This window comes from Streptomyces sp. M92 (genome assembly GCF_028473745.1).
Taxonomy (GTDB): domain Bacteria; phylum Actinomycetota; class Actinomycetes; order Streptomycetales; family Streptomycetaceae; genus Streptomyces.
The window spans coordinates 570,225-594,233 of sequence record NZ_CP101137.1 but is presented as its reverse complement, the minus strand read 5'-3'; the positions used below and the strand labels follow the sequence as shown (position 1 = coordinate 594,233).

The following is a 24,009-nucleotide window of genomic DNA, read 5'->3' as shown; positions in this document are numbered from 1 at the left end:
GGGGGCGTGGGGGGAGTTCAGAATGGGGGGATTTCAGGGTGGGGGGTGGGTCAGAGCCCGAGGCCAGGTCAGGTGAGGGACTTCTGCGACGGCACCACGACTCCGTAGAGATCCTGGACCGTGGCGAGAGCCGCCTCGTGGACCTGCTGCGCCGGGATGCCGTTGGGGTTGCCCTTCAGGGGCAGCGGCCGGGTCGCGGAGGCGTCGGCGACCACGGTCGGAGCGTTGCCGTTGAGGAAGGCGCCCTGAGCGGTGAACAGGGTGCACATGTTCGTCATGAACCCGGCGATGATGACGTTCTTGTTGCCGGCCTTCTTGACCTGCTCGGCGAGATCGGTGCCGTGGAAGGCGTTGGGGACGCTTTTCTCGACGACGGGCTCGCCCTCGGCCGGCTTGAGCGCCGGAATGATCTGGCCCGCCTTCGACTTCAGGTCGTAGCCCTTGTCGACGATGTGGATGACCGGGGTGCCCGCCTTCCGGGCCCGCTTCAGCAGGGCCTCGGCGTTGTCCACGGCCGGCTTCCAGCCGTCGAGTTCCATCACACCTTCGGTGTAGGTGTTCTGGTAGTCGACGAGGATGAGCGTCGCGTCGGAGAGCGTGGCCGGGGTGTCGCCGAGATCGTTGAGCTCGCGCAGCGTCGTCGTGTCCTTCGCGACGTTCGTCGCGGTGGTGGCGGAGGCCGACGGCTCGTCCTTGGCGGTGGCGGCCTCGGAGTCGCCGCCGCAGGCGGTGGCGGTGACCGAGAGGACGGCGGCGGCGGCGAGCGCGACGGCCGGACGGAGCAGCTTCATCAGGAGATCTCCTTCTGCGACGGAACGACGACCCCGTACAGGTCGGCGATGGTGGCGAGGGCGCTGTGGTGCACCTGGCGGGCGTCCAGTTCGGTGCCCGCGACCGGCAGCGCGCGGGTGGCGCAGGCGTCGGCGACGACCGTGGGGCGGTTGCCGCGCAGGAAGGCGCCCTGGGCGGTGAAGGCCACGCACATGTGCGTCATGAAGCCGGCGAGGACGAGGTCGGTGTTGCCGGCGGCGTCGACGTGCTGGTCGAGGTCCGTGCCGACGAACGCGTTGGGCGCCTTCTTGACGACCACGGGCTCACCGTCGAGCGGTGCGACGCTCGGGTGGATCGAGCCGATCTCGGCGCGGATGTCGTAAGGGGTGCCCTCGCCGCCGTCGTTGACGACGTGAACGACCTTCGCGCCCTCCTGGCGGGCCCGCGCCAGCAGCCGGGCACCGGCGTCGAGCGCGTCCTGCCAGCCGTCCAGCTCCATCACACCGGTCGTGTAGGTGTTCTGGTAGTCGATCAAAACCAGGGTCGAGTCGGCGAGCTTCGCGGGGGTGTCGTCGAAACCGTTGAGCTGGCGCAGGGTCGTTCTGGGCATGGGAAACCGCCTCATGTGGCTTGTCGGAAAAGGCAGTTCACCGGCTCGGTGACCTGCGCCCATGACGCTACGGGCCACCGACGGTGTCGGCAATGTCGTCTAACATGCAGAAACCGACACCGCTGTCGCCGAGCGTGGGGGGTTCCTTGCACACCGTCAGCCGACTGATCGCCATCGTCCTCTTCGAAGACGTCGACCTGCTCGACGTCACCGGACCGCCGGAGGTGTTCTCCCTCGCGCGACGGGAGACGGACGAGGCTGCGGGCTACGACGTCGTCCTCGCCGCGGAGACCATGGACCCGGTCACCACCGGCGCGGGGGTCCGGGTCCTGCCCGACGTCACCTTCGACGAGCTGTCCGAGCGGAGCATCGACACCCTGATCGTGCCCGGCGCGGTGGAGGTCGACGGCCAGCGCGGCGTCCATCCGCGCACCGACCCCGCCGTGGTGGACCGGGTGAGGCGACTGGCCGAGCGGACCCGACGGGTCACCTCCGTCTGCGTCGGGGCCCACATCCTCGCCGCGGCCGGGCTCCTCGACGGCAAGCGCGCCACCACCCACTGGTCGACGGCGCAGCAGCTGGCCGCCGATCATCCGGCGGTCGAGGTCGACGCCGACCCGATCTTCATCCGCGAGGGCGATGTCTGGACCGGCGCCGGGATCAGTGCCTGCCTCGACCTGTCCCTCGCCCTCATCGCCGACGACCTCGGGGAGGCCGTCGCGCTGCGTGTCGCCCGGCAGCTCGTGATGTACCTGAAGCGGCCGAGCGGGCAGAGCCAGTTCAGCGTTCCCCTGGAGCAGGTCTCCACGACGCGGCGCATCGAGGATCTCCGGCACCACATCATGCGCCACATCGCCGAACCGCTCACGGTCGCGGACCTCGCCGCGTGCGCCCATGTCAGCGACCGGCAACTCACCCGGATCTTCAAGAACGAACTCGGCACGACCCCGCACGCCTACATCGAGTCGGCCCGCGTGGAAGTGGCCCGCCACCAGCTCGAATCCACCGACGCGACCCTGGAGCGCGTCGCCTCCGCCTGCGGCTTCGGCACTGTCGACACCCTGGTCAGGGCCTTCCGCCGCCGACTCGACACGACCCCGACCGAGTACCGCCGACGCTTCCGGACCGTACCGGCGCTCACACCTGACGGAGATCCGCGCGGGTGAGCCACCACCGCAGGGTGGGCAGGACGCTCAGCGTCATACCGGCCGCACCGATCCACAGGGTGGCGGACGCCCCGAACGCCAAGCCGAAGGCTCCGCCCAGGAGGCCACCGAGAGGGACCCCGCCCGAGGCGACGAACCGGGCCGTCGCGCTCATCCGTCCCAGCAACCGGTCCGGTGTCAGCGCCTGTTGCAGACTCGCCTGCGCCACCACGCGGACGACTCCCCCCAGGGAGAGCGTCGAGGAGTCCGGACACCGTCATGCCGGCCGAACCCGCCAGGAGCGCGGCGGGAGCCCCCACCAGACCGATCAGAGGGCCCGCCACCGCCGGGCCGCCGATGCCGGTCACCGAGCGGATCGCCGAGAGCCTCGCGTTCCCCTCCACGAGGTTCTCGCGGCCCACCAGATGAGGCGGGTAGCTGATGTGGGCGACGTCGAAGAACACGGTCAGCGCCCCGTGCAACAGGGCGACGGCGTACAGCAGCCGGACGGTGAGCAGGTCGGCCCACCAGGCGACCGGGACCGCCAGCAGGACCGACGCGCGGAGGAGGTCGGTGGCGATCAGCACGGGCCCCTTTCGCATCCGGTCGACCCGCGCCCCGGCCGGCAGCCCGACCAGCAGCGATCCCGCAGTGGTCGTCGCGGCCGGCAGCCCGACCTGGAACTCGTCGGCGTGCACTCTCCGGCGCGGATCCGCGCACGCAGTACTTCTGTCAGGGATGCTTGGCCGTCCACCGGACCCGGGTCGCCGGCAAGCTACTGCACCGCCTGGAAGCTGATGCAGTAGGAATGCGCTCGGCCGCCTTCCGCCCAGCGGTCCCCCACTCGCGCCCATGCGTGAGCACATCGCCTCTGACTGTCATCGACGCGCTCGTCCGAGCGCGTCGATGACACTTGCCTCCTTGGTGCTCACGGTTTTCCGGTCGGGCCGTAGTGCGCGGCCGTCGCTCCTGTCGCCAACGCCCAGTAGCGGTCTCCGTACGACCAGTGCCACCACTCCGTCGGGTAGTTGACCAGGCCCGCGGCGGTGAGTGCGGCGCCCAGCACGGAGCGGTGGGAACGGGCCTTCTCGCTGATGTTGGCGGCGTGCGTGTAGCAGGCGCCCGCGCTCTCCTCCGGGGTCGCGTTCATGCGGGTGCCCAGGTCGAGTTCGCGGCCGTCGAGGTCCGCGAGCGTCAGGTCGACGGCCGAGCCCGCGCTGTGGGGGGCTATCTCGGGCGGGGAGACGTAGCGACTGGCCGCCGAGCGGATCCGATCGGGGGACCAGTCGGGATGTTCGGCGCGCAGTCGGGTCGCGTACTTGTCGAAGTAGTGGCGCTGGAGAGCGGGTGGGCGGTATCCCTCGACGAAGAGCAGTCGCAGTCCCGGCGGTAGCTGTGCCTGGGCTTCGAGGAGTCGGGCGAGCACGCCTTCCCGCAGGTAGGCGAAGTCGCCCGCGGAGTCCTGCCACTTGCGCCGGTCGACCAGCAGCGGGCTGCCCTGCCGAACGTCGACGAGTCGCTCGCCGCACTCCTGGACGGGCACGGCGGCGACCCTCGGGTCGGACATCAGAACGATCTCGGTCATGGCGCGATGATCTCGCGGCTGGGCTGTCCGACGGGCGACTCCTTTGGCCCGCGGGAGCGGACACGGGCTCATACTCCGCCTATGAGCGTTGCGATGATCGGGTCCCGGCCGAGGTGCGGGACCGGTTGGCAGTGATCGCGGAGGCGCGGGGGATGTCGATTCCGTCCCTGGTGCAGGAGTTTGCGGAGCCGACCTGGACGGCGGGGGAGCGTCGGGCGCGGGCCGAGAGGACGCGCGCGTACCTCGCCGCGAATTTCGGCGTCGAGGTGGGTGAGGAGGAGAGCGCGGTTCCGCTCTGATCCCCGGACACACGAAGACGGCGACCCCGGGGATCAGGGGTCGCCGCCTTCGGTACGGGGGGAGCGGGGTGCCGGTCGTGTCGGCCGGGTCAGTACCAGCCGTTGGACTGCCAGAAGCTCCACGCGTCGCAGGCGCTGCCGTAGCGGTCCTTCATGTAGTCCAGACCCCACTCGATCTGGGTGGCCGCGTTGGTCTTCCAGTCGGAACCGGCCGAGGCCATCTTCGAGCCCGGCAGGGCCTGGACCAGGCCGTAGGCGCCGCTGGAGGAGTTGGTGGCGTTGACGTTCCAGTCGCTCTCGTGGTCGACGATCTTCGAGAAGCACTGGTATTCGGCCGAGTCGCCGATCATCTTCTTCGCGGTCGCCTGTGCCGAGGAGGCCGGCGTCGCGGCCTGCGCGGGCGCGGCGGCGATCAGCGAGCCGCAGGTGGCCGCGGCCAGGGCGGCGCCCGCGAGGGCCTTCTTCGGGGTGGCGACGGAGCGGAGGAGGGAGGCGGCGGTCAACGAAGGGCCTTTCGTCGGGGACGGGGGGTGTCGCTGCCTGGCGACTGGTTCAGAGAAACAGGCGGGACAGTCGTCCGCAATCGTCCCTTTTGCTAAGCGTGGTCGTAGGCGCGGGTGGAGCGTGCTCCGTCCCGGGCGGCGTGGCCCGCTCGCCGCACGGGCGTCGGCTACGAAGACGCTTCGTAGGTGAACCACGTCACGTGGGGCGGCTCACCTCGCCGGCCTTCTCGAACGTGACCGGCGCCTCGAAGGCCGCCCGGCGGGTCGCCCGGCGCAGCGCCTTGAGGAGCGGGGTGCCGAGCGTGAGGGTCAGGACGACCGTCATGGCGGCGCGGCCCCCGTCCCAGCCGAGGGACGTGGCCAGGCAGTAGGCGACGAAGCGGGCCAGGTTGTCGGGGATCGACGCGTCCGGGTCGAAGGCGATGTTCGAGGCGAGCGTGTTCATGAACGTCCAGCCCGCCAGGTTCATGACCGTGCCGTACGCGAACGCGGCCAGGAAACCGTACGCGGCCAGCATGAGCAGTTCCGTGCGGCCGCGCAGCCGGTCGGGGCCCGGCAGCAGGCCCGCGCCCATCGTGAACCAGCCCATCGACAGCATCTGAAACGGCATCCACGGCCCCACCCCGCCGGTGAGCAGCGCGGACGCGAACATCGTGACCGAGCCGAGGACGAAGCCGAAGCCTGGGCCGAGGACCCGGCCGCTGAGGACCATGAGGAAGAACATCGGCTCCAGACCGGCCGTCCCCGCGCCGATCGGGCGCAGTGCCGCGCCCGCCGCCGCCAGGACGCCGAGCATCGCCACCGCCTTGGGACCGAGGCCCGACTCCGAGATCGTCGCCGCCACCACGGCCACCAGTAGCACCAGCAGGCCCGCGAACAGCCACGGCGCGTCCTGCGCGTGCGCGTTCAGGGACGCGTCCGGCGGGGCCAGGAACGGCCAGCCGAAGCCCGCCACCCCGACCGCGCTGACCAGCACGAGGGCGGCGACCGAGCGGGGGCCGAGACGTACCGCGCGAGCCTGGCGCTGGGGAGGGGGGCCGCCGGTCATGCCAGTGCCTCCCGTACCTGCGCGACCGTGAGCCACTTGCGCGGCGCCAGTACCTTGGCGACCTGCGGTGCGAAGGACGGGGAGGCCACCACCACGTCCGCCGCCGGACCGTCGGCGATCACCTCGCCCTCCGCGAGCAGCACCACCCGGTGGGCCAGCTCGGCCGCCAGTTCCACGTCGTGTGTGGCCAGCACGATCGCGTGCCCCTCGGCGGCGAGGGAGCGCAGGACGCCGGCCAGCCGGGCCTTCGCCGCGTAGTCCAGGCCGCGGGTCGGCTCGTCCAGGAGGAGAAGGGGCGGGCGGGCGGTCAGGACGACGGAGAGGGCGAGGGTGAGGCGCTGGCCCTCGGAGAGGTCGCGGGGGTGGGTGTCGTCGGTGACGCCCGGGAGCAGTTCGGTGAGCAGGGCGCGGCAGGTGCCGGGGGCCGCCTCCGCGTCCCGGTCGGCGGCCGCGCACTCGGCGGCGACCGTGTCGGCGTACAGCAGGTCGCGCGGCTCCTGCGGGACCAGGCCCACGCGGCGTACGAGGTCGCGGGGGGCCGTGCGGTGCGGCACCGCGTCACCGGCGCGGACCGAACCGGCGGACGGTTCGACCAGGCCGACGAGGGCGGAGAGGAGGGTGGACTTCCCGGCGCCGTTGCGGCCCATGAGGGCGACCGTCTCGCCGGGGGAGACGGTGAGGTCGACGCCGCGCAGGGCCCGGATGCGGTCGCGGCGGACGGCGAGGGAACGGACCTCGGCGGCGTAGGGGGTGGTGGAGGCGGCGGACGTTCTTGCCCGCTTGCCGCGCCGCCACCGGCGGGAGGCGGGGGGCCGGAGCGCGGGGGGCGCGGGAAGCGCGGCGGCCGGTGGGGTGTGGCCCGGTATCTCCCGGCCGGCCAGCCGATCCCGCAGCGGGGCCGCGCGGCGGCGGGCGTCCCGGATGGTCAGGGGCAGCGGGGACCAGCCCGCCAGCCGGCCCAGGTCCACCACCGGCGGGTACACCGGGGACACGGCCATCACCTCCGCCGGGGGGCCCAGCAGCGGCGGCGCGCCGGGGGCCGGGAGCAGGACGACCTGGTCGGCGTACTGGATGACCCGTTCCAGGCGGTGCTCGGCCATCAGGACCGTCGTCCCGAGGTCGTGGACCAGGCGCTGGAGGACCGCCAGGACCTCCTCCGCGGCGGCCGGGTCGAGGGCGGAGGTCGGCTCGTCCAGGACCAGTACGTCCGGGTGCGGGGTGAGGACCGAGCCGATGGCGACCCGCTGCTGCTGGCCGCCGGAGAGCGTGGCGATGGGGCGGGAGCGGAGGTCGGACAGGCCCAGCAGGTCGAGGGTCTCCTCGACGCGGCGGCGCATCACGTCCGGGGGCAGGCCCAGTGACTCCATGCCGTAGGCGAGCTCGTCCTCGACGGTGTCCGTCACGAAGTGGGACAGCGGGTCCTGGCCGACGGTGCCCACGACGTCGGCCAGTTCGCGCGGCTTGTGGGTGCGGGTGTCGCGGCCGGCGACCGTGACCCGGCCGCTCAGCGTGCCGCCGGTGAAGTGCGGGACCAGGCCGCTGACCGCGCCGAGGACGGTGGACTTGCCGACCCCGGACGGGCCGGCGAGCAGCACGAGTTCGCCCTCGGGGACCTCGAAGTCGATGCCCCGGACGGTGGGTTCGGTCGCACCGTCGTACATGACCGATACGTCCTCGAAGCGGATCACGACGGCTCCTTGGCGGGTGCGGGGTGGTCGGGGGCGGGGGTGACGAACGCCGGGAGCAGGCCGATCAGTACGGCCGCCGCCGGCCCCAGGGGGAGGTCCGGGGCCTCCAGCGGGACCACGCCCGGGTGCAGGGCCGCCGGGTCGCGGGCGGCGGCGAGGAACATCAGCGCCGCGACGGCCGCGCCGGAGGCGGTGACCAGCCAGGCGCGGGCGTCCCAGCGGTCCGGGCGGTAGCGGGTGCGCACCGTCCGGCGGCCGCCGAGCCACAGTCCGGCGAGGGCGGCGGCGACACCGATCAGGAGCACCGGGACGCCGTACGTGCCACCCGCCGCGGTCAGCAGCCCGTACGTCCCCGCGCAGACGCCGAGCAGTCCCGCGAGGGTGAGCGCGGCGGTGGTCCGGCGAACGGCGGCCGGGACCTGGGCGGTACGGCCGTAGCCGCGGGCGTCCATCGCGGCGGCGAGGGCGACGGAACGCTCCAGGGCGCCCTCCAGCACCGGCAGTCCGACCTGGAGCAGGCCCCGTACGCCGCGGTCGGGGCGGCCGCGCAGGCGGCGGGCGGCGCGCAGGCGCTGGACGTCGGCGATGAGGTTCGGGGCGAAGGTGAGGGCGACGACGACCGCGACACCCATCTCGTACAGGGCGCCGGGGAGGGACTTGAGAAGGCGGGAGGGATTGGCGAGGGCGTTCGCGGCGCCGACGCAGATGAGGAGGGTGGCCAGCTTCATCGCGTCGTACAGGGCGAAGGTGAGGCCCTCGGCGGTGACCCGTCCGCCGAGGCGGATGCCCTGCGCCCAGTCGGGGAGGGGGACTTCGGGGAGGGTGAGGAGGGTGTGGGTGCCGGGGATGGGGGAGCCCAGGAACGTGGTGAAGAGGAGGCGGATGACGAGGACGGCGAGGGCGAGCTTGACGAAGGCGCCGTAGGAGCGGGACCAGGGGGCGTGGGGGCGGCGGGTGACGACCACGTAGGCGGAGACGGCGACGAGGAGGGCGAGGAGCAGGGGGTTGGTGGTGCGGGTGGCGGCGGTGCCGAGGGCCAGCGCCCAGAGCCACCAGGCGCCGGGGTGGAGGGCCCCGCCGCCCGGGGCCGCCCTCCCCCGTGCTCGGCCGGGCTCGCGCGGGGCGATCCTCGACGCCCCGGCGGCACGGATGTCCGCAGGGTCAGTCGGACGCATTCCTGCGCCGCCTCGCCTGCCAGGTCGCCGCTCCGGCCAGGGCCGCCACGAGGGCGATGCCCGCGTAGAGGCCGACCGACGGGCCGTCCTCGTCGTCGCCGGCGTCCGCGGCGGGCTGCTGCTTCGGGGTGCTCGTCGGGTCCTGCTCCGCCACCTGTTCCCCGCAGCCCGACTTCGGGTAGCCCGCGATCGCGCACAGCAGGGCGCTGTTGTTGTAGCGGAGCGGGTCCGCCACGGCGGCCAGGGCGTCGGCCGTCGTCGCGTCGGCGGAGACCTGGGCGCAGGCCGTCCGCGCGGCCGGCGGGGTCTCGCCGGGCGGGGCGTCGGACGCGGTGCCGAAGTCCAGGACCAGCGCGACGCGCTTGGTGCCGTCCTCGGCCGGTGTCTTCGCGCAGATCGAGGCGAAGTCCGCCGTGCCACGGGGCTGGGCCGCGTCGCCCGAGTTCGCGCTCACCGCGAAACGGAAGCCCTGGACGTCGCCGTCGGAGGGGCGGGCGAGCGACGGGCCCTGGGTGGCGTAGACCCACTTGTCGCCGTCCCGGTCCCAGAAGGACCAGTAGCGGTAACCGGCGGCCTGTGCCTGGCCCGCGGTCCCGATCAGCAGGAACGCGGCCAGGAAGAGGAGTACGGCGCGGCGGGTCACGGCTGCCGCTTCTTGTTGCGGCCGCTGAGGAGGAAGCCGATGCCGATGCCGAAGAGCAGGCAGACGCCGACGAACCACCAGACGCCGAAGCCGGAGTCGTCCTTCTCCTGGTCCTTCTCGTCCTTCGTGTCGTCGTCGTTGCTCGCGCTCGCGGTGTCCTTGGCCGCCGTCCCCTGCGGGGCCGGCCCCGTGGCGTTCAGCTCCGCCACCAGGTCCGTGCCGCCGAAGGCGCGCGGGTCGGTGCCCGTGGCGTGGGCGGCGAGGATCAGCTGGGCGTAGGCGGCCGGGCCGCTCTCCTTCGCCCACTTCGCGGCGTTCTTCTCCAGCCAGGCCAGCGGCTTCGCCGCCTTGTCCGCGCCGCCCTGCGCGGCGAGCGCGACGACCGCGTCGGCGGTGTTGCCGTAGTCGGGCTGCTCGGCGGAGCCGCCGAGGGCCGACGTGAGGTGGCCGTCCTTCGCGAGGGCGTCGGCGAGGTACGCGGCGCCGCCTGCGGCGGCCTGTTCGCGGGTGGGCTTGTCCGCGGTCGTGCAGGTGGCGTCGGCGGTCTTCTCACCGGCCTCGGTGACCAGGCCCGTGCCGAGCGCGCCGAGCACACCGGCGGCGGTCGCGTCCGCGTTGGCGACCAGCTTGCCGTCCTGGTCCGGGTAGCCGAAGGCGCCGCCGTCCTTCGCACAGGGCAGGACGGAGGCCAGCAGGGCGTCGTACGGGGTCCTGCCGCCCTTCCGCGCCGTCTCCGGGTCGGTCTCCGTGGCGGTCAGGGCGCCGATGACGACGGAGGTGGAGTTGGCCTCGCTGGGGCTGCCGGGGGTGTAGCCCCAGCCGCCGTCCTCGTTCTGGACCGACTTGAGCCAGTCGAGGGCGTCCTTGACGGCGTCGCCGTGGCCGCCGACGGCCCACAGCGCCTGGACGGCGGCGGCCGTGCTGTTGGTGTCGACCGTGGTCTTGGCGTCGCAGGCCTTGGCCGGGTCGGGGCGGAAGGGGGCGAAGGCGCCGTTGTCGCACTGCTGGTCCGTGAGCCACTTCACGGCCTGCGAGGACGGGATGACGCCCGCCGTGTCCTGGGCGAGCAGTGCGAGTGACTGGCGCCAGACACCGTCGTACTGGGGGTCGGCGGACCCGTACAGCCCGGACCTGGCTGCCGTACCGGTCGGCTCGGACGGCGACGGGTCGGCGGCGACCGCGGGCCCGGCGGCGGCGCCGATCACGGCTATGGCGGCCAGAGCCGCGGCGCTGCTGCGACGGCGGACGTTCATGAGCGGCGGGTGCCTTTCCCTGTGCGGGGCCGGACAGCACGGGGCACCCCCGGGCGGCTCGGCCCCGTAAGCCTCGACGGTGCCCGTGCGCCGGCGGGTGCCGGGCACGTGAGCCGGTCACGTCCGCGCGGGGCAGTCCGGCTCACCGCCCGGGACGGACGGCTCACGGTTGCGGGTCAGCGCCGGAATTGCACCGGCTTCCCCCCGTACGGGTGTGATGACGACGCGGCCACTTTACCCGGAGGCAACCGGCCCGGACCCGTGCGTCCGCTCACGCTCGCCCGTACCCGCCGCGTCGGGCTTCCCGGCTCCCATGACGTCGGGCCCGGCCCCCGCCGCGTCGGGCTCCCCGGCCCCCGTCACCTCGATCAGCCGGCACACCGTCTCGATGTCCACCCCGACCTGCGCGATCGGCGCGCGCCCGGAGAGCCAGGCGATCAGGGTCGAGTGCCAGGTGTGCTCGTGACGCGTTTACCCGGAGGCAACCGGCCCGGACCCGTGCGTCCGCTCACGCTCGCCCGTACCCGCCGCGTCGGGCTTCCCGGCTCCCATGACGTCGGGCCCGGCCCCCGCCGCGTCGGGCTCCCCGGCCCCCGTCACCTCGATCAGCCGGCACACCGTCTCGATGTCCACCCCGACCTGCGCGATCGACGCGCGCCCGGAGAGCCAGGCGATCAGGGTCGAGTGCCAGGTGTGCTCGATGACGCGGACCGCCGACAGCTGCTCGGCCGTGGGGTTCTCCAGGCCGCCCACGGCGTCCAGGATGATCGCCGTGGTCCGGCGGGAGACCTGGTCGACCTCGGCGGAGACGCTGCGGTCGGCGAAGGTCAGGGCGCGGGCCATCGCCTCGGCCAGCCGTGGTTCGCGCTGCAGGGCCTCGAAGGCCCGCATCAGGGTCCGCGCCACCCGGTCGGCGGCCGTCTCGCCGGCCGGCGGGTTCCTGCGCAGCGCGGCGTGCAACCGCTCCAACTGGTCCTGCATGGTCGCGACCAGCAGATGGACCTTGGACGGGAAGTAGCGGTACAGGGTGCCGAGGGCGACCTGCGAGGACTCCGCGACCTCGCGCATCTGCACCGCCTCGAAGCCGCCCCGGCAGGCGAGCCGGGCGGTCGCGTGCAGGATGCGGCGGCGGCGCGCCCGCTGCCGCTCGGTGAGCGGCGGGACGGGGGAGCGGTGTGCGGATGCCGGCCCGGCCGCTTCCGGGTTGTCCACCTTGGTCACCTTCTCCCCGTCCTCCGCCCGACGGCGGTGTGCGCCGTGGCGTGAATCACCTGATCCACTCGTCACAGGTTCCCTACCTGCCGGTAGATTCGGAGCCTCCGAACGATCAAGTCTGAAACTTGTTCTAGATTAACGTCCCGGCATAGGGTCGCGGGACAGTGCAGTGAGAAGGGGGCCCAGAGTGACCGCTGAGGCCAGTCGGACGGGTCCCCGTCCGGAGCCCGCCGCCGACGGCTTGCGACCGCTCCGCATCGCGCTCCTCACCTACAAGGGGAACCCGTTCTGCGGCGGACAGGGCGTCTACGTCCGTCACCTCTCACGCGAACTGGCCCGCCTCGGCCACCGGGTCGAGGTCATCGGCTCCCAGCCCTACCCCGTACTGGACGACGGCCCGGACCACGGCACGGAGGACCGGCTCTCCCTCACCGAGCTGCCCAGCCTCGACCTCTACCGCCAGCCCGACCCCTTCCGCACCCCGAAGCGCGACGAGTACCGCGACTGGGTCGACGCGCTGGAGGTCGGCACCATGTGGACCGGCGGCTTCCCCGAGCCGCTGACCTTCTCCCTGCGCGCCCGCCGCCACCTGCGCGCCCGCCGCGGCGACTTCGACGTCGTCCACGACAACCAGACACTGGGGTACGGACTCCTCGGCGACGTGGGCGCGCCCCTCGTCACCACCATCCACCACCCCATCACCGTCGACCGGCAGCTCGAACTCGACGCCGCCGACGGCTGGAAGCGGCGGTACTCCGTGCGCCGCTGGTACGCCTTCACCCGCATGCAGAAGCGCGTCGCGCGCCGCCTGCCCTCCGTGCTCACCGTCTCCGGCACCTCCCGCCAGGAGATCGTCGACCACCTCGGCGTACGCGGCGACCGCGTCCACGTCGTCCACATCGGCGCCGACACCGACCTGTTCTCGCCCGACCCGTCGGTGCCGAAGGTGCCCGGCCGGATCGTGACGACGTCCAGCGCGGACGTGCCGCTCAAGGGCCTGGTCTTCCTCGTCGAGGCACTGGCGAAGGTGCGGACCGAGCAGCCCGCCGCCCACCTCGTCGTCGTCGGCAAGCGGCCCGCCGAGGGCCCGGTCGCCCAGGCGATCGAGCGGTACGGCCTCGAAGGCGCCGTCGACTTCGTCAAGGGCATCTCCGACACCGAACTGGTCGACCTGGTCCGCTCGGCCGAGGTCGCCTGCGTGCCCTCCCTCTACGAGGGGTTCTCACTGCCCGCCGCCGAGGCCATGGCGACCGGTACGGCGCTGCTCGCCACCACCGGCGGGGCCGTCCCGGAGGTCGCCGGAACCGACGGCGAGACCTGCCTCGCGGTGCCGCCGGGCGACGCGGGCGCCCTGGCCGCCGGACTGAACCGGCTGCTCGGCGACCGAGAACTGCGCGCCCGGCTCGGCGCGTCCGGACGCGAGCGCGTCCTGCGGCACTTCACCTGGGCCCGCGCCGCCGAGGGCACGGCCGCCCGCTACCGCGAGGCCATCGGCGCCTCGGCCACCACTTCGACGGCCGTCCCCGCGACCCCCACCAGTGACACCGGCGTCTACCCCGAAAGCAGGGCCACGTGCTGACCGTCGACTTCTCCCGGTTCCCGCTCGCCCCCGGCGACCGCGTCCTGGACCTCGGCTGCGGCGCCGGCCGGCACGCCTTCGAGTGCTACCGGCGCGGCGCCCGGGTCGTCGCGCTGGACCAGAACGCCGAGGAGATCCGCGAGGTCGCCAAGTGGTTCGCGGCGATGGAGGAGGCCGGCGAGGCCCCGGCCGGCGCCACCGCCACCGCCATGGAGGGCGACGCGCTCGCCCTGCCCTTCCCCAACGAGTCCTTCGACGTCGTCATCATCTCCGAGGTGATGGAGCACATCCACGACGACAAGGGCGTCCTCGCCGAGATGGTCCGCGTTCTCAAGCCCGGCGGACGCATCGCGATCACCGTGCCCCGCTACGGCCCCGAGAAGGTCTGCTGGACCCTCTCCGACGCCTACCACGAGGTCGAGGGCGGTCACATCCGCATCTACAAGGCCGACCAGCTCCTCGCCCGCATCCGCGAGGCCGGCCTCAAGCCCTACGGCACCCACCACGCGCATGCGCTGCACTCGCCGTACTGGTGGCTGAAGTGCGCCTTCGGCGTCGACAACGACAAGGCGCTGCCGGTGCGGGCGTACCACAAGCTGCTGGTCTGGGACATCATGAAGAAGCCGCTGGCGACCCGGGTCGCCGAGCAGGCGCTGAACCCGCTGATCGGCAAGAGCTTCGTGGCCTACGCCACCAAGCCGCACCTGCCGCCGGTGGACGCCGCGTGACCTCGCCCCGGACTCCCCGCACCCCGCGCACCCCCCGTACCGAACACCTGGTCCTGCCCGGCGTCCTCACCGCCGAGCAGGCCGCGGCCACCGTCCGCGGCATCCTCGCCGTGCAGCGGGAGGACGGCGCGATCCCGTGGTTCCGCGGCCACCACCTCGACCCCTGGGACCACGTCGAGGCGGCGATGGCCCTGGACGCGGCCGGCGAGCACGAGGCCGCCGCACGCGCCTACGAGTGGCTGGCCCGGCACCAGAACCAGGACGGCTCCTGGTACGCCGCCTACGCCGACGGTGCCCACGACGACGTCACCGACCGGGGCCGCGAGACCAACTTCGTCGCCTACGTCGCCGTCGGAGTCTGGCACCACCACCTCTCGACCGGCGACGACACCTTCCTCGACCGGATGTGGCCCGTCGTCCACGCGGCCGTCGAGTTCGTGCTGCGCCTCCAGCAGCCCGGCGGACAGATCGGCTGGCGCCGCGACGACGACGGCACCGGCACCACGGACGCGCTGCTGACCGGCAGTTCCTCCGTCCACCACGCGCTGCGCTGCGCCCTCGCCATCGCCGCACAGCGTGAGGAGCCGCAGCCCGACTGGGAGCTGGCGGCCGGCGCGCTGCGGCACGCGATCCGCCGCCACCCGGAGCGGTTCCTGGACAAGGGCCGCTACTCGATGGACTGGTACTACCCGGTGCTGGGCGGCGCGCTGACCGGCACGGAGGCCAGATCCCGCATCACCGAGAGCTGGGACCGCTTCGTGGTCCCGGGCCTCGGCGTGCGCTGCGTCGTGCCCAACCCGTGGGTCACGGGCGGCGAGTCCGCCGAACTCGCCCTCGCCCTGTGGGCGGTCGGCGAGTCCGACCACGCGCTGGAGATCCTCCAGTCGATCCAGCACCTGCGCGACGCGGACAGCGGCCTGTACTGGACGGGCTACGTCTTCGACGACGACGCCATATGGCCGCGCGAACTCACCACCTGGACGGCCGGCTCGCTGCTCCTCGCCGTCGCCGCGCTCGGCGGCCACGAGGCGACCTGCCAGGTCTTCTCCGGCGACCGCCTGCCGAGGGGACTTGACCCGGACTGCTGCGTCTGACACCGCGTCGCCGGGTGCGGATCAGTGCCGGTGGAGGCGGTTGGCGATCGCGTGGCCGACGAAGAGATAGACGACAGCGGCGAGTCCGTAGCCCGCGACCACCCGCGCCCAGGCCTCGTCGAACGTGAACAGGTCGCGTGACCAGCCGGCCAGCCAGTTCGCGGCGTCGTGGACGAACCGCACCAGGTCGTTGGCCCGGTTCGCGTCCAACAGGTACATCAGGATCCACAGTCCGAGGATGACGGCCATGATGTCCGCGACCACCGCGACGGCCGTTCCGGCGGAGTTGGAGCCACTGCGACTTCGAGGGGACATGCTTTCCGTCTGGCCCCGGATGCGTGTTTGAAACCCCGCGGCGGCAGGTACGCAGACGGCCCCCCGCCCCCGGAAGAACCGGTGGGCGAGGGGCCGTCGACGTCGTACGGCCGGGCGGGCGCGGATCAGCCGCGCTGGATGCCCGAGGTGTCCTGGAGGACGCCGCGGCGGCCGTCCTGCGTCTGCGCGACCAGGTTGGCGCCGCGCTGCTCGACCGCGAGGTACCAGGTGCCGGGCGCCAGTTCGGCGATCGGCGTGGGGTTGCCGTCCTCCGCGAACAGCGGACGCGGCACCGGCACGGCGAACCAGAACGGAGAGAAGTCCCCGGACGGCTGCGCCTGCTGCGGCGCCTGGGCCTGCTGCGGCGCCTGCGGCTGCGGCTGGCCCGGCTGGGGCTGGCCGCCACCGAAGGACTGGCCCGGCTGACCGGGCTGCCCCGGCTGGGCGCCGTACGGCTGCTGCTGCGCGCCCGGGTAGCCGTAACCACCCTGCGGCTGGCCGCCGTAGGGCTGCGGTGCGGCCGGACGGGCGGCGGGGATCAGGGAGCCCTTGAGCGCCGGGACCAGCGGGGTGGCGACGGCCGCGGCGGCCATGATCAGGGTGGCGATGAGGGCGAGGATCAGGCCCATGCCGGCGCCGAGATCGTCGATGAAGCCGCCCTCGCCGTCGAAGGCGCCCGCCGGGTCGAAGATGTTGCCGAGCGAGCTCCAGGCGGCGAAGACCGTGAACGCGACGCCGAGCTGGCCGAGGTCGAGTCCCGCCACCTTCTTCGGCTGCGGCAGCGCGCGGGCCACGATGATGAGCGCGGTGCCGATGATGCCCGCGAGGACGACACCGAGCACGACCGCCCCACTGCCCCACAGGCTGGGAATGTCGGCGTCGTCCGGGGCACCGTCGATCGAGTAGATGTCGAGGAACGACGCGATGAACAGCAACACCGCTGCTCCGATCACCACGCCGTCGCCTCGAGTGAGGGAGCGGATATTCACTTCAGGTCCTTCGTAGGTCGTCTCGTCGTCGGTAGAGGCGTCGCTGTCACGATGTCGCCGAAAGGTTCCGGTGTGAAGCGCGGGGGTGGCCCCTCATCGTACGGAGGACATTATCGTCCGCACGTCTGGCCTGTCCCCGGGGATCGGTGCGCCGGCCGCTACCCGCGCAGGAAACTCACGATTCCCTCAGACATCCCTTGCGCCGCCTTCTGTCGCCACTCGCCGCTGGTCAGCAGCGCCGCGTCCGTGCCGTCGCGCATGTTGCCGCACTCGATGAACACCTTGGGAACCGTTGACAGATTGAGACCGCCCAGGTCCGTCCGCGTCACCAGTCCGGTGCCGCCGCCGACGTAGTTGGAGGGCGCGCTGCCCGTGACGCGGACGAAGCTGCCCGCGACGCGCTCGCCGAGCTCGGCGGAGGGGGCGACGATGGCGCGGGTGTCGGCCTCGCCGTCGTGCACGGCGCCCGGCAGGATCACGTGGAAGCCGCGGTTGCCGGCCCCCGACCCGTCGGCGTGGATCGAGATCGCGGCGTCGGCCTTCGCCTCGTTGCCGATCCGGGCGCGCTCGTCCACGCAGGGCCCGTACGGGCGGTCGTCGTCCTGCGTCAGCTTCACGGTCGCGCCCTGCTCCTCCAGGAGGGTGCGCAGCCGGTGGGCCACGTCCAGGGTGAACTTCGCCTCGGGCCAGCCGGCGTTGGTGGCCGTGCCGGTCGTGTCGCACTCCTTCCAGTGCGTGCCGACGTTCACCTTGCGGTTGATCTCGGAGGCGTGCTGGAAGTTGCCCGGGTTGTGGCCCGGGTCGATGACGACGACCTTTCCCTTCAGGGGGCCGGTCGCCGGGGCGGCGTCCGCGGACTTCGACGCGGAGGCCGGGGCGGACGGCTCCTTCACGGTGGGTGAAGGGGACGTGCTCGCCGGTTCCTTGGCATCGTCGGATGCGGACGCGGAACCGCCGGGGGACGGCGCCGCTGAAGTCCGCGCGCCCTCCGCGCGGTCCGCACCGCCGCCGCTCCCGTCGTCCGGGCCGGCGACCGCCGCGTACACCCCCCACCCGAGCAGCGCCCCGGGCACGAGCGCCGCGATCGCCACGGTCAGCGGGCGGCGCAGCGGGGAGCGGCGGGGCTGGGGTGGTTCGAAGTCCGGGCCTGTGTACGACACGTCAGCGACTCTAACCGCGCCCTCGGATCCCCGTGCCCGTTCGCCGCAGGACGCGCAGCGAGTCGGTCACGGAGACCTCGGTGAACTCCCCGGACGCCAGGGCCCTGAGGTACACGCGGTACGGGGCCTGGCCGGTGAACTCGTCGGCCGGGTCCGGGAAGACGTCGTGGATGACCAGCAGCCCGCCGTCGGCGACGTGCGGGGCCCAGCCCTCGTAGTCGGCGTTCGCGTGCTCGTCGGTGTGGCCGCCGTCGATGAACACGAGGCCGAGGGGCGAGTTCCAGACCGACGCCACCTGGGGCGAGCGGCCGACCAGGGCCACCACGTGCTCCTCCAGCCCGGCCCGGTGGAGGGTGCGGCGGAAGGTGGGGAGGGTGTCCATCACGCCCAGTTCGGGATCGACCGTCTCCGGGTCGTGGTACTCCCAGCCCGGCTGCTGCTCCTCGCTGCCCCGGTGGTGGTCGACGGTGAGCGCGCTCACCCCGGCCCGGCGGGCGGCGTCGGCGAGCAGGACGGTGGAGCGCCCGCAGTAGGTGCCGACCTCCAGCAGCGGCAGTCCCAGCCCGCCGGCCTCCACGGCCGCCGCGTACAGCGCGAGGCCCTCGTGCGTGGGCATGAACCCCTTCGCGGCCTCGAAGGCGGCCAGGGTGGTGGGGCTGGGGGCGGGGGCCGCCGAGGCTGCGGGCATGGGGGGCCTTTCGGGGGCGTGGACGCTAGGCGCGGTGTACGGCGCCCCATGCTGCCGCACCCCCTGCCGCGTGGTGCGACGGGGGGTGCGTGCCTGGGGGCGCGGTCAGGCGGAGACCGGCTCGCCCGGCAGGGACAGGTCCAGGTCGACCGGGCGCTCGCCGGTGTGGGTCGCCGACTGCGCGAGCGGGCCGTGGCCCGTGGCGCGGGCGGCCAGGACGTACGGGCCCGAGGCGGGGACGGCGAGGGCGTAGCCGCCGTCGCCGGCGGAGAGCGTCGCGCCCGCCTGGCGGCCGTGCCGGTCGATCAGCGTGACCTTGGCACGGGCGACGGGCACGCCGTCGGCGGTCAGCACCCGGCCGCGGAAGCCGGACAGCTCCGCCTCGGACGGGAACCCGCCGGTCAGCGCCTGCTCGGCGCGGGCCAGGTTCGCGTCCTCCTCGCTGCTCGCGCGCAGCTGCGTGGTCGCCGCCGGGCTGCGGCGGGGGAGGAAGAACGCCAGGACCAGGCCCACGGCGACCGCGGCGGTGGCGATCAGGAACGAGACGCGGAAACCGTGCATGGTGGGGACGGCGACGCCGCCCACGTCGTTCGCCGTGCTGGCGAGCACCATGCCGATGACGGCGCTCGACACCGACGTACCGATCGACCGCATCAGGGTGTTGAGGCCGTTGGCCGCGCCCGTCTCCGAGGCCGGGACCGCGCCGATGATCAGCGCGGGGAGGGAAGAGTAGGCGAGGCCGATGCCGGCGCCGATCAGCACCGAGGTGACGACGGTCTGCCAGGCGGCGTTCATCAGGCCGAGGCCGCCGCCGTAGCCGACCGCGATGATCAGCAGGCCGGCGATCAGGGTGGTGCGGGGGCCGTAGCGGGCGGCAAGGCGGGCGTAGACCGGAGCGGTGAACATCATCGTCAGGCCCAGCGGGGCCACGCACAGGCCCGCGACGACCATCGACTGGCCGAGGCCGTAGCCGGTCTCCGCCGGGAGCTGGAGGAGCTGCGGCAGGACGAGCGAGATGACGTAGAAGGAGACGCCGACCATGATCGAGGCGAGGTTGGTGAGCAGGACCTCGCGGCGGGCCGTGGTGCGCAGGTCGACCAGCGGGGCGGCGACGCGCAGCTCCATCAGGCCCCACAGGAACAGGACCACGGCCGCCGCCGCGAACAGGCCCAGCGTGGCGGGCGAGGACCAGCCCCAGTCGCTGCCCTTGGTGATGGGCAGGAGGAAGAGGACCAGGCCGGCGGAGAGGCCCAGCGCGCCCGGCAGGTCGAAGGAGCCCTTCGCGCGCAGCGGGGACTCCGGTACGGCGAGGAGGGTCAGGGCGATGGAGAGGACACCGAGGCCGGCCGCGCCGTAGAACAGGGCGTGCCAGTCGGTGTGCTGCGCGACCAGCGCCGCGGCGGGCAGTGCCAGGCCGCCGCCGACGCCGATCGAGGAACTCATCAGCGCCATCGCCGAGCCGAGCCGCTCGCGGGGCAGCATGTCGCGCATCAGGCCGATGCCGAGGGGTATCGCACCCATCGCGAAGCCCTGGAGGGTGCGGCCGACGATCATCGGGAGCAGCGCGTCGGTGAAGGCGCTGACCAGCGCGCCCACCACCATCACCGACAGGCTGGCGATCAGCATGCGGCGCTTGCCGAACAGGTCGCCGAGCCGGCCCATGATCGGCGTGGCCACGGCTCCGGACAGGAGGGTGGAGGTCAGGACCCAGGTGGCGTTGCCGGGCGACGTGTCGAGGAGCCGGGGCAGGTCCTTGATGACCGGGACGAGCAGGGTCTGCATCACCGCGACGACGATGCCCGCGAAGGCGAGCACCGGGACGGTGGCCCCGGTCGCTCGCCGGGCGGGTTCGTCGGTCGTCGTGTGGGACATGTGGTGGGGCCTCCAGGCCGGAGTCGGCGGACGCGGACGTGATCGTGTTGCGTGCAGGTTGAACCTCGTGCGCCGGGGCAACTATTCCGTTGCTTCGAGTGCCTAACGAATTCTTGACCGTCTCTTGGGGCGACGGCGTCTCCTGGGCCGTTGGACCTAGGCCGGTCCGGGGCCGAAATACCGATGCAAGGGGCGCTTGCGGGTTGAGACCATGACACCCATGCTCGAAGCCACCGGTACCTCCGCCACCGCCCGCATATCCGCCCGCCGCAGCCCTCCTCCCACCTGGCTGGTCGTCGCGCTCGCCTGCGCCGGACAGTTCCTGGTCGTCCTCGACGTGTCCGTCGTCAACGTCGCCCTGCCCTCGATGCGGGCCGACCTCGGCCTCAGCGCGCAGGGCCTGCAGTGGGTGGTCAACGCCTACGCCATCGCCTTCGCCGGCTTCATGCTGCTCGGCGGCCGGGCCGGTGACCTCTACGGGCGCAAGCGGATGTTCCTCGTCGGGCTCGGGCTGTTCACCCTCGCCTCGCTGGGCGGCGGGTTCGCGCAGGAGGGCTGGCAGCTGCTGCTCGCCCGGGCCGTGCAGGGGCTGGGCGCGGCCGTGCTGGCGCCGTCGACGCTGACGATCTTGACCGCGGCGGTGCCCGAGGGCGCGGCGCGGGCCCGGGCGATCGCGACGTGGACCGCCGTGGGCGCGGGCGGCGGCGCGGCGGGCGGTCTGGTGGGCGGCGTCCTGGTGGACGGCCTGTCGTGGCGCTGGGTGCTGCTGATCAACGTTCCGGTGGGCGCGGTGGTGCTGGCCGGTGCCGTGGTGTGGCTGGCCGAGAGCCGGGCCGGGGAGCGGCGGCGGCTCGACCTGCCGGGCGCGATGCTGGTGACCGCCGGTCTGGCCACGCTGGCCTACGGCATCTCGCAGACCGAGTCCGAGGGGTGGGCGGCGACGGCCGCGCTCGTGCCGCTGCTCGCCGGGCTCCTGCTGCTGGGACTGTTCCTCCTCGTCGAGGCGCGGACGGCGGCGCCACTGATGCCGCCGGGGCTGCTGCGGCTGCGGTCGGTGGCGTCGGCGAACGTGGCGATGCTGGTGTCCGGCTCGTCGATGTTCGCCATGTGGTTCTTCATGACCCTGTACGCGCAGAACGTGCTCGGGTACTCGCCGCTGGAGGCCGGCGTCGCCCTGGTGCCGAGCTCCCTGGCGGTGGTCCTCGGGTCCAAGCTGGCGCCGCGGTTCATGCCGGTGCTCGGGGCGCGGAACGTGGCCGTGCTGGGCACGCTGGTGGCGGCGGCCGGCTTCGGGTGGCAGTCGACGATGAGCGCGGACGGCGCGTACCTGACCGCGATCATGATCCCGGGCGTGCTGATGATGCTGGGGGCGGGGCTGGCGGCGACTCCGCTGGCGTCGCTCGCCATCTCCGGCGCGGGGGCCGGGGACGCGGGGCTGGTCTCCGGGCTGATCAACACCTCCCGGACGATGGGGGGTTCGCTGGGGCTCGCGGTGATGTCGACGATCGCGGCGGCCCGGTCCGGGGGCGAGGACGCGGGTCCGGTGGCGCTGACGGACGGATACGCGCTGGTGTTCCGCACGGGGGCGGTGGTGCTGGTCGCGGGGGCGGTGCTGATGTGGGCGTGGCTGCCGGCGGGGGAGCGGGCGAAGAAGGCTGCGTGAGTCCGGGTCAGACCCAGCCCTGGCGTCTGGCCTCGCGCAGCGCCTCCGTGCGGTTGCGGGTGGCGGTCTTGCCGATGGCCGAGGAGAGGTAGTTGCGGACCGTGGACTCGGACAGGTGCAGGGTGCCGGCGACGTCGGCCACGGTCGCGCCGTCGGCGGAGGCCCGGAGTACGTCGCACTCGCGGGCGGTGAGCGGGCTCGGGCCGGCGCTGAGCGCGGCGGCGGCGAGCGTGGGGTCGACGACCGTCTCGCCGGCCAGGACGCGGCGGACCGCGCCGGCCAGCTCCTCCACGGGGCCGTCCTTCACCAGGAAACCGGCGGCGCCGGCCTCCATGGCGCGCCGGAGGTAGCCGGGGCGGCCGAAGGTGGTCAGGATCAGCACCCGGCAGGCGGGGACGCGCTCCCGCAGCTCGGCGGCGGCGTCGAGGCCGCTGGTGCCCGGCAGTTCGATGTCGAGGAGGGCGACGTCCGGGCGGTGCGTGAGCGCGGCGCCGACGATCTCGTCGCCGCGCGACACCTGGGCGACCACCTCGACGTCCTCCTCCATGCCGAGCAGCAGCGCGAGCGCGCCGCGCATCATGCCCTGGTCCTCGGCGAGGAGGACGCGGATGGGGTGGGGTGCGTCGGTCACGGGGTCAGGGTAGAGGGGGATGCCCGCGGGTGCCTCCGGCGGTGGGGCGGGTGGGGTGCCTGCGGCACCCCGCAGCGCCGGGCCGCGCGACCCACCCCGACGCCCACCCCCGCCCCGGGGTGCCGTCGAACCCCGCTACCCCTCCCCGTCGGAGACGACCGGCAGCACCGCCGTCACCGAGAAGCCGCCCCCCGCCCCCGCGCCGGCGGTCAGCGAGCCGCCCGCCGCGGCGAGCCGTTCCGTCAGCCCGGCCAGCCCGGTTCCGAGGCCGGAGGACGCGCCGCCTTCGCCACCGCCGTCGTCCGTCACCGTCAGCCGGACCCGCTCCGCACTGCCCGACACCGCGATCTCGCACCGGGCGGCCCCGCTGTGCCGTACGACGTTGGTGACCGCCTCCCGTACCACCCAGCCCAGCAGCGCCTCGGTCTGCGGCGGCAGCGGTGGGCCGGAGCGGTGGACCACCGGCTCCACGCCGGCCGCGCTCAGTGCCGAGCGGGCCCGGTCCAGTTCCGTGCCGAGGCTGCCCTCGCGGTAGCCGGTGACCGCCTCGCGGACCTCGGTCAGCGCCTGGCGGCCGACCGCCTCGATGTCGGTGATCTGGGTCAGGGCCGCGTCCAGGTCGCGGGGCGCCAGGCGCCGGGCCGCCTCCGACTTGACCACGATCACCGACAGGGTGTGCCCCAGCAGGTCGTGCAGGTCGCGGGAGAAGCGCAGCCGCTCCTCCGCGACCGCGCGGGTGGCCAGTTCCCCGCGGGCGGCCCGCAGTTGCCGTACCGCGTCGGACAGGCTCAGGATCGCGGCCGTCACCATCGTGGACAGGAAGGTGCCGTAGGCGATGTTCAGGCCGGTCCAGCCGTCCTTGAGACCGCCGACCGTGCCTGCCAGTGCCGCCAGCGCGACGCCCCAGCGACCCAGCCACCGGCCGCGCAGCACCGCGCCCGCGGCCAGGCCGAGCAGGAGGAAGAAGAGCAGCCAGGTGCCGCCGTAGGCCAGGGAGAGCGCGCTGGTCAGCAGGGTCATGGCGGCGAGTGCCAGGCGGGTGGGCGGTGATGTGCGCAGTCCCTGGTCGAAGGAGCGGAAGGCCACGTAGATGTAGAGCGTGTTGAAGGCGAGCAGGCCCAGGCCGCCGAGCCAGGGGTTGGCGGCGCGGCCCTGGAGGATGCTGGCGAGGCTGCCCAGGCCCAGCAGCAGCCAGGGCAGGAGGGTGAAGCCGGTGGGGGGCGGGCCGATCCGCTCGGGGTGTTCGCCGGCTGGGGACCAGTCGGACTGCCGGGCCAGTCGCCATGCGTCCAGGCGGCGCGAGATCCGGCGCAGCCGGCCTTGCTTCCCGCTCATGGCCGTCGGTTCCCTTCCGG

At 73.5% G+C, this 24,009-nt stretch carries 25 protein-coding genes and 1 pseudogene; 7 read left to right on the top strand and 19 right to left on the bottom strand.

Annotation, left to right across the window (positions count from 1 at the left end; all coding sequences use genetic code 11):
* Window positions 1-68 precede the first annotated feature (68 nt).
* Window positions 69-791, bottom strand: coding sequence for a cysteine hydrolase family protein (locus M6G08_RS02730; protein WP_272585581.1), 723 nt, complete (start codon window positions 789-791; stop codon window positions 69-71).
* Window positions 791-1,381 carry a cysteine hydrolase family protein gene (locus M6G08_RS02725; protein WP_272585580.1) on the bottom strand — a complete coding sequence of 197 codons (591 nt, stop codon included), beginning with the start codon at window positions 1,379-1,381 and terminating at the stop codon, window positions 791-793. The genes M6G08_RS02730 and M6G08_RS02725 overlap by 1 nt, the downstream gene beginning before the upstream one ends.
* Before the next feature lie 146 nt (window positions 1,382-1,527).
* Between M6G08_RS02725 and M6G08_RS02720 the strand changes: the two genes are divergently transcribed.
* Window positions 1,528-2,547: a GlxA family transcriptional regulator gene (locus tag M6G08_RS02720; protein WP_272585579.1), complete on the top strand. Its 1,020-nt coding sequence runs from the start codon at window positions 1,528-1,530 to the stop codon at window positions 2,545-2,547.
* Here M6G08_RS02720 and M6G08_RS02715 read toward each other — a convergent pair.
* The 3 genes and pseudogenes from M6G08_RS02715 to M6G08_RS02705 all read right to left on the bottom strand — a co-directional run bounded on the left by M6G08_RS02715 (window position 2,519) and on the right by M6G08_RS02705 (window position 4,111).
* Window positions 2,519-2,755: a hypothetical protein gene (locus M6G08_RS02715; RefSeq protein ID WP_272591523.1), complete on the bottom strand. Its 237-nt coding sequence runs from the start codon at window positions 2,753-2,755 to the stop codon at window positions 2,519-2,521. The two genes, M6G08_RS02720 and M6G08_RS02715, sit on opposite strands and share 29 nt — an antisense overlap.
* 91 nt (window positions 2,756-2,846) lie before the next feature.
* Window positions 2,847-3,380, bottom strand: a pseudogene (locus M6G08_RS02710) (hypothetical protein); the annotation flags it as partial.
* Window positions 3,381-3,454: 74 nt separating this feature from the next.
* Complete coding sequence (locus M6G08_RS02705) at window positions 3,455-4,111, bottom strand: M15 family metallopeptidase (RefSeq protein WP_272585578.1); 657 nt, start codon at window positions 4,109-4,111, stop codon at window positions 3,455-3,457.
* Window positions 4,112-4,236: 125 nt separating this feature from the next.
* Between M6G08_RS02705 and M6G08_RS02700 the strand changes: the two genes are divergently transcribed.
* Window positions 4,237-4,410, top strand: coding sequence for a hypothetical protein (locus M6G08_RS02700; protein ID WP_272585577.1), 174 nt, complete (start codon window positions 4,237-4,239; stop codon window positions 4,408-4,410).
* 89 nt (window positions 4,411-4,499) lie between these two features.
* Here M6G08_RS02700 and M6G08_RS02695 read toward each other — a convergent pair whose 3' ends face one another.
* The 6 genes from M6G08_RS02695 to M6G08_RS02670 all read right to left on the bottom strand — a co-directional run bounded on the left by M6G08_RS02695 (window position 4,500) and on the right by M6G08_RS02670 (window position 10,720).
* Window positions 4,500-4,913, bottom strand: coding sequence for an aggregation-promoting factor C-terminal-like domain-containing protein (locus tag M6G08_RS02695; protein ID WP_272585576.1), 414 nt, complete (start codon window positions 4,911-4,913; stop codon window positions 4,500-4,502).
* 196 nt (window positions 4,914-5,109) lie between these two features.
* Complete coding sequence (locus tag M6G08_RS02690; RefSeq protein ID WP_272585575.1) at window positions 5,110-5,961, bottom strand: ECF transporter S component; 852 nt, start codon at window positions 5,959-5,961, stop codon at window positions 5,110-5,112.
* Window positions 5,958-7,649, bottom strand: a complete 1,692-nt coding sequence (locus M6G08_RS02685) for an ABC transporter ATP-binding protein (RefSeq protein ID WP_272585574.1) — start codon at window positions 7,647-7,649, stop codon at window positions 5,958-5,960. The genes M6G08_RS02690 and M6G08_RS02685 overlap by 4 nt, the downstream gene beginning before the upstream one ends.
* The gene (locus M6G08_RS02680) at window positions 7,646-8,824 is read right to left on the bottom strand and encodes an energy-coupling factor transporter transmembrane component T (protein ID WP_272585573.1); all 1,179 of its coding nucleotides are present in this window, start codon (window positions 8,822-8,824) and stop codon (window positions 7,646-7,648) included. Before M6G08_RS02680 ends, M6G08_RS02685 begins: the two co-directional genes overlap by 4 nt.
* Window positions 8,811-9,467: an SCO2322 family protein gene (locus M6G08_RS02675; RefSeq protein WP_272585571.1), complete on the bottom strand. Its 657-nt coding sequence runs from the start codon at window positions 9,465-9,467 to the stop codon at window positions 8,811-8,813. Before M6G08_RS02675 ends, M6G08_RS02680 begins: the two co-directional genes overlap by 14 nt.
* On the bottom strand, window positions 9,464-10,720 hold the full coding sequence (locus M6G08_RS02670) for an SCO2321 family membrane protein (RefSeq protein WP_272585570.1): 1,257 nt from the start codon (window positions 10,718-10,720) through the stop codon (window positions 9,464-9,466). Before M6G08_RS02670 ends, M6G08_RS02675 begins: the two co-directional genes overlap by 4 nt.
* 313 nt (window positions 10,721-11,033) lie before the next feature.
* Here M6G08_RS02670 and M6G08_RS35955 point away from each other — a divergent pair, with 313 nt between their 5' ends.
* Window positions 11,034-11,186 carry a hypothetical protein gene (locus M6G08_RS35955; RefSeq protein WP_443048726.1) on the top strand — a complete coding sequence of 51 codons (153 nt, stop codon included), beginning with the start codon at window positions 11,034-11,036 and terminating at the stop codon, window positions 11,184-11,186.
* A gap of 5 nt (window positions 11,187-11,191) precedes the next feature.
* Here M6G08_RS35955 and M6G08_RS02660 read toward each other — a convergent pair whose 3' ends face one another.
* Window positions 11,192-11,941 carry a TetR family transcriptional regulator gene (locus M6G08_RS02660; protein WP_443048725.1) on the bottom strand — a complete coding sequence of 250 codons (750 nt, stop codon included), beginning with the start codon at window positions 11,939-11,941 and terminating at the stop codon, window positions 11,192-11,194.
* A gap of 181 nt (window positions 11,942-12,122) precedes the next feature.
* Between M6G08_RS02660 and M6G08_RS02655 the strand changes: the two genes are divergently transcribed.
* The 3 genes from M6G08_RS02655 to M6G08_RS02645 are packed head-to-tail and all read left to right on the top strand — an operon-like array spanning window position 12,123 to window position 15,336.
* Entirely contained in the window at window positions 12,123-13,514 is a 1,392-nt protein-coding gene (locus M6G08_RS02655) for a glycosyltransferase family 4 protein (RefSeq protein WP_272585569.1), read from the top strand.
* Window positions 13,508-14,242, top strand: a complete 735-nt coding sequence (locus M6G08_RS02650) for a class I SAM-dependent methyltransferase (RefSeq protein WP_272585568.1) — start codon at window positions 13,508-13,510, stop codon at window positions 14,240-14,242. Before M6G08_RS02655 ends, M6G08_RS02650 begins: the two co-directional genes overlap by 7 nt.
* Entirely contained in the window at window positions 14,239-15,336 is a 1,098-nt protein-coding gene (locus M6G08_RS02645) for a prenyltransferase/squalene oxidase repeat-containing protein (protein WP_272585567.1), read from the top strand. Before M6G08_RS02650 ends, M6G08_RS02645 begins: the two co-directional genes overlap by 4 nt.
* 21 nt (window positions 15,337-15,357) lie before the next feature.
* Here M6G08_RS02645 and M6G08_RS02640 read toward each other — a convergent pair whose 3' ends face one another.
* The 5 genes from M6G08_RS02640 to M6G08_RS02620 form a co-directional block, all read right to left on the bottom strand.
* Window positions 15,358-15,651, bottom strand: a complete 294-nt coding sequence (locus M6G08_RS02640; protein ID WP_217252419.1) for a hypothetical protein — start codon at window positions 15,649-15,651, stop codon at window positions 15,358-15,360.
* 125 nt (window positions 15,652-15,776) lie between these two features.
* Entirely contained in the window at window positions 15,777-16,640 is an 864-nt protein-coding gene (locus M6G08_RS02635; protein ID WP_272585566.1) for a hypothetical protein, read from the bottom strand.
* Between the two features lie 158 nt (window positions 16,641-16,798).
* Window positions 16,799-17,800 (bottom strand): N-acetylmuramoyl-L-alanine amidase, encoded by a 1,002-nt coding sequence (locus M6G08_RS02630; protein WP_272585565.1) that lies wholly within the window; start codon window positions 17,798-17,800, stop codon window positions 16,799-16,801.
* 10 nt (window positions 17,801-17,810) lie between these two features.
* A complete protein-coding gene (locus M6G08_RS02625; RefSeq protein WP_272585564.1) occupies window positions 17,811-18,488 on the bottom strand; it encodes a class I SAM-dependent methyltransferase in 678 nt (225 codons plus the stop codon).
* 105 nt (window positions 18,489-18,593) lie between these two features.
* Window positions 18,594-20,360, bottom strand: coding sequence for an MFS transporter (locus M6G08_RS02620; RefSeq protein WP_272585563.1), 1,767 nt, complete (start codon window positions 20,358-20,360; stop codon window positions 18,594-18,596).
* Window positions 20,361-20,580: 220 nt separating this feature from the next.
* Here M6G08_RS02620 and M6G08_RS02615 point away from each other — a divergent pair, with 220 nt between their 5' ends.
* The gene (locus M6G08_RS02615) at window positions 20,581-22,023 is read left to right on the top strand and encodes an MFS transporter (RefSeq protein ID WP_272585562.1); all 1,443 of its coding nucleotides are present in this window, start codon (window positions 20,581-20,583) and stop codon (window positions 22,021-22,023) included.
* Window positions 22,024-22,030: 7 nt separating this feature from the next.
* Here M6G08_RS02615 and M6G08_RS02610 read toward each other — a convergent pair whose 3' ends face one another.
* Both M6G08_RS02610 and M6G08_RS02605 read right to left on the bottom strand, forming a co-directional pair.
* Window positions 22,031-22,603, bottom strand: a complete 573-nt coding sequence (locus tag M6G08_RS02610) for a response regulator (RefSeq protein WP_383138785.1) — start codon at window positions 22,601-22,603, stop codon at window positions 22,031-22,033.
* Window positions 22,604-22,789: 186 nt separating this feature from the next.
* The gene (locus tag M6G08_RS02605; protein ID WP_272585560.1) at window positions 22,790-23,989 is read right to left on the bottom strand and encodes a sensor histidine kinase; all 1,200 of its coding nucleotides are present in this window, start codon (window positions 23,987-23,989) and stop codon (window positions 22,790-22,792) included.
* Window positions 23,990-24,009 lie beyond the last annotated feature (20 nt).